5 protein-coding genes are annotated in these 4,449 nt (G+C 71.3%); all 5 read left to right on the top strand.

Annotated features, from left to right (window positions below):
• Positions 1-851: FimV/HubP family polar landmark protein (locus Q0C12_RS14660; RefSeq protein ID WP_290891494.1), on the top strand; the 851-nt coding region annotated here is incomplete at its 5' end.
• A complete protein-coding gene (truA, locus tag Q0C12_RS14655) occupies positions 852-1,619 on the top strand; it encodes a tRNA pseudouridine(38-40) synthase TruA (protein ID WP_290891496.1) in 768 nt (255 codons plus the stop codon).
• 93 nt (positions 1,620-1,712) lie between these two features.
• Positions 1,713-2,348 carry a phosphoribosylanthranilate isomerase gene (locus tag Q0C12_RS14650; RefSeq protein WP_290891492.1) on the top strand — a complete coding sequence of 212 codons (636 nt, stop codon included), beginning with the start codon at positions 1,713-1,715 and terminating at the stop codon, positions 2,346-2,348.
• Positions 2,341-3,570 (top strand): tryptophan synthase subunit beta, encoded by a 1,230-nt coding sequence (trpB, locus tag Q0C12_RS14645; RefSeq protein WP_290891490.1) that lies wholly within the window; start codon positions 2,341-2,343, stop codon positions 3,568-3,570. The genes Q0C12_RS14650 and trpB overlap by 8 nt, the downstream gene beginning before the upstream one ends.
• A gap of 142 nt (positions 3,571-3,712) precedes the next feature.
• Positions 3,713-4,449: tryptophan synthase subunit alpha (trpA, locus tag Q0C12_RS14640; RefSeq protein WP_290891488.1), on the top strand; the 737-nt coding region annotated here is incomplete at its 3' end.

The raw sequence follows: 4,449 nt of genomic DNA, 5'->3' as shown, positions 1-4,449 counted from the left end.
CCCTGCGCGGCCGCCGCAGCAAGGCGCCGCTGCCGGCGCCGTCGCGCCGGATCTCCGAGGACGACGCCGTGCGCGCCAGCCTGCCCGGTGCCGTGCGCCCGGCGCCCGCCGGGGAAGCCGATGCCGACGAGGCCGCCGCCGACGACCGGGTCGATGAGAACCTGCTGCGCCTGCAGAACGCCCTGCGCGAGCGACCCACCGACCTCGAGGCCCACATCGGCCTGTTGCGCTACCACTACGCCCGCGGCGAAGCCGCCGAGTACGAGCGTGCGGCCCAGGCCATGCGCATCCAGGTGCGCAGCACGCTCGACCCGCGCTGGCGCGAGGCGGTGGTGATGGGCGCGTCGCTGGTGCCGGGCAATGCCCTGTTCAGCCAGGCGGGCTGGAACACGCCGCGCTTCAGCGACACCGGCGTGATGCCCGCCACGGCCAAGCCCGCCGTGGAGCCACCCGCGCCCGCGCCTGCAGCCGACATCGACCTGGACGACCTCGATGCACTCCCGCCGGCCTCGGCCGCGTCGGTCGCGCCGGTCGACCAGGACGAAGACTGGGAGCGCATCACCAGTGGTGGCGCCGGGGTCCGCCCCACCGCGCCCGAACCAGCGCCTGCGCAGGCGCCCGCGTCGGGCTTCAGCGACGAGGCCGGCCAGGACCACGCCTCCGACTTCGACGCCGCACCCGCGGCCGGCGATGGCGACGACGATGGCAGCGCCACCAAGATCGAGCTGGCCAAGGCTTACCTCGACATCGGCGACGTCGAGGGCGCCAAGGGCATGCTCGAGGAAGTGCTGGCCGAGGCCGGCCCGGCCGGTCGCGCCGAGGCGACCCGCCTGCTCAAGGACATTGGCTAACTGCGCTACGCACTGGGCATCGAATACGACGGGAGCCGCTTCCAGGGATGGCAGCGGCTGTCGCACGGTGCCTCGGTCCAGGCCGAGGTCGAGAAGGCGCTGTCCTTCGTCGCCAACCATCCCCTCGACGTGGTCTGCGCCGGTCGCACCGACAGCGGCGTGCACGCACGCTGCCAGGTCGTGCACCTGGATTCCGATTCCGGCCGCACGCCGTTCGCGTTCCGACAGGGCGCCAACAGCCGGCTGCCCGGCAGCATCGCGGTGCTGTGGTGCCAGGAGATGCCGCAGGACTTCCACGCCCGCTACTCGGCGCGCGCCCGGCGCTACCGCTACACCCTCCTAAACCGCGGCATGCGCCCGGCGATGCAGCGCGAGTACCTCACCTGGGAGCGCCAGCCGCTCGACGCCGGGGCGATGCATCGTGCGGCGCAGGCGCTGGTCGGCGAGCACGACTTCAGCGCCTTCCGCACCGTGCACTGCCAGGCCCCGCACCCGAACCGCAACGTGCACGCCATCCGCGTCTGGCGCGAGGACGAGCGCGTGATCGTCGAGGTGCAGGCCAACGCCTTCCTGCACCACATGGTGCGCAACTTCGTCGGCAGCCTGTTGTTGGTCGGTCGCGGCGAGCAGCCCGAGGCCTGGATCGGCGAGCTGCTGGCCGGCCGCGACCGCACCGTCGCCGGCCCCACCGCGCCCTCGAGCGGCCTGGTCTTCCTCGGCCCCCGCTACCCCGCCGAGTGGGGCCTCCCCCCCGAAGTCACCCTCTGACCCCGACCCGATCCTCGTAGGAGGGACTGAAGTCCCTCCTACGAGGTGGGGGGCGTACACGGCGTGAGCACGCGGCGGGCTTACAATGCGGGCATGAGGACGCGCATCAAGTTTTGCGGCATGACCCGGCCCGGCGACGTGCGGCTGGCGGTCGAGTTGGGCGTGGACGCGCTGGGCTTCGTGTTCGCGGCCAACAGCCCGCGCCGGCTCGGGCTCGAACAGCTCGAGGGCCTGCGCCAGGCGGTGCCGCCGCTGGTGGATGCGGTGGCGCTGTTCATGGACAACCCCGGCAGCGAAGTCGCCGCCGCCATCAAGATCCTGCGACCGACCCTGCTGCAGTTCCATGGGGGCGAAGATGATGCCTTCTGCCGGGGGTTCGGCCTGCCTTTCATCAAGACCGTGCCGATGGGGCAGGGCGCCGACGATGCGGTGATGGCGCGGAAACGCTACCCTTCCGCCAGTGCCTTCCTGCTCGACGGCCACGGCCCCGGCCAGCCCGGCGGCCGCGGCGAGCGCTTCGACTGGACCACCATCCCGCCCCTCGGCAAGCCGGTATTCCTGGCCGGCGGCCTGTCGGCCACGAACGTGGCCCAGGCCATCCGCACTGCGCGGCCCTATGCCGTGGATGTGTCGAGCGGGATCGAGAGCGCGCCGGGCACCAAGGACGGCGACAAGATGCAGCAATTCGTAGACGAGGTTCGACGTGCAGACCGCAGCAGCCATGAATGACATCCCCCGGGCCGAAGACATCGCCGATTTCGGCGCCTGGCCCGACGCGGCCGGGCACTTCGGCCGCTACGGCGGCGTGTTCGTCTCCGAGACCCTGATCGGGCCGCTGCGCGAGCTCGAGGCCGCCTACGAGAAATACCGCAAGGACCCCGAGTTCCTGGCCGAGCTGCGCCACGACTACCGCCACTACGTCGGCCGCCCCAGCCCGATCTACGAAGCCGTGCGGCTCAGCGCCCACGTCGGCGGCGCGCGCATCCTGCTCAAGCGCGAGGACCTGAACCACACCGGCGCGCACAAGATCAACAACACCATCGGCCAGGGCATGCTGGCCAAGCGCATGGGCAAGACCCGCATCATCGCCGAGACCGGCGCCGGACAGCACGGCGTGGCCTCGGCCACGGTGGCGGCGCGCCTGGGCCTGGAGTGCGTGGTGTACATGGGCGCCACCGACGTCGAGCGCCAGGCGCCGAACGTGTTCCGAATGAAGCTGCTGGGCGCCACCGTGGTGCCGGTGACCTCGGGCAGCAAGACGCTCAAGGACGCGCTCAACGAAGCCATGCGCGACTGGGTCACCAACGTGCACGACACCTTCTACATCATCGGCACCGTCGCCGGCCCGCACCCGTATCCGAAGCTCGTGCGCGACTTCAACGCGGTGGTGGGCAAGGAATCGCGGGCGCAGATGCTGGAGGAATACGGCCGGCTGCCCGACGCCGTCACCGCCTGCGTCGGCGGCGGAAGCAATGCCATCGGCATGTTCCATGCGTTCCTCAACGACAAGGGCGTGGCCCTGGTCGGCGCCGAGGCCGCGGGCGACGGCGTCGAGACCGGCCGCCATTCGGCCTCGCTGGTCGCCGGCCGCCCGGGCGTGCTGCACGGCAACCGCACCTACGTGATCTGCGACGACGACGGCCAGATCACCGAGACCCACTCGATCTCGGCCGGCCTCGACTACCCTGGCGTGGGCCCCGAGCACGCCTTCCTCAAGGACAGCGGCCGCGCCACGTATGCCGGCGTCACCGACGACGAGGCGATGGAAGCCTTCCACCTGCTGGCGCGCACCGAGGGCATCCTCGCGGCACTCGAGTCCAGCCACGCCGTCGCCCAGGCGATGAAGCTCGCCCGCGACCTGCCCAAGGACGCGCTGGTGCTTTGCAACCTGTCGGGCCGTGGCGACAAGGACATCTTCACCATCGCTAAGCGGGAAGGGATCGAGCTCTAGCGCAGGGGAGCAGGAGTTAGTGATTAGGAGTTAGGAGTTAGTGGAAGCACGAGCTCGCGCCGACCCGCTCCCACTAGCTCCTAACTCCTAATCACTAACTCCTGTTTTCAACTCCACCCCTCACTCCCCGGACCCCACCCCCATGCCCCGCATCACCACCAAGTTCGCCCAGCTAAACGCCGCTAACCGCAAGGCGCTCGTTCCTTTCGTTACCGCTGGCGATCCCTCGCTGGAGGCCACGGTGCCGGTGATGCACGCACTGGTCGCGGCCGGGGCCGACGTGATCGAGCTGGGGGTGCCGTTCTCGGACCCGATGGCCGACGGGCCGGTGATCCAGCGGAGTTCGGAGCGCGCCATCGAGCGTGGCGCGGGCTTGCGCTACATCCTCGCCGCGGTGGCCGAGTTCCGCGGCCGCGATGCCGACACGCCGGTGGTGCTGATGGGTTACCTGAACCCGGTCGAGATGTGGGGTGCCGAGCGCTTCGCCAGGGCCGCCGCCGACGCGGGCGTGGACGGAGTGCTGCTGGTCGACCTGCCGCCGGAAGAGGCCGGCCCGACCCGCGCCGCGTTCAATGCCGCGGGCCTCGACCTGATCTCGCTGGCCGCGCCGACCACCTCGCCCGATCGCCTGGCGCGGCTGGCGACCGAGTCGCAGGGTTACCTGTACTACGTGTCCTTCGCCGGCGTCACCGGCGGCGGGCAGCTCGACACCGCGGCCGTGCTGGCCAAGGCCGGCGACCTGCGCCGGCAGGCGAACGTGCCGGTGCTGGTCGGGTTCGGCATCCGCGACGCGGCTTCTGCCGCGGCCCTGGCGCCCGCGGCCGACGGCATCGTGGTCGGCAGCGCCCTGGTCGACGCCCTGGCCGGCGCCGCCTCGCC

This window comes from Arenimonas sp. (assembly GCF_022842045.1).
Taxonomy (GTDB): domain Bacteria; phylum Pseudomonadota; class Gammaproteobacteria; order Xanthomonadales; family Xanthomonadaceae; genus Arenimonas.
This window is presented reverse-complemented; position numbering and strand designations above follow the sequence as displayed.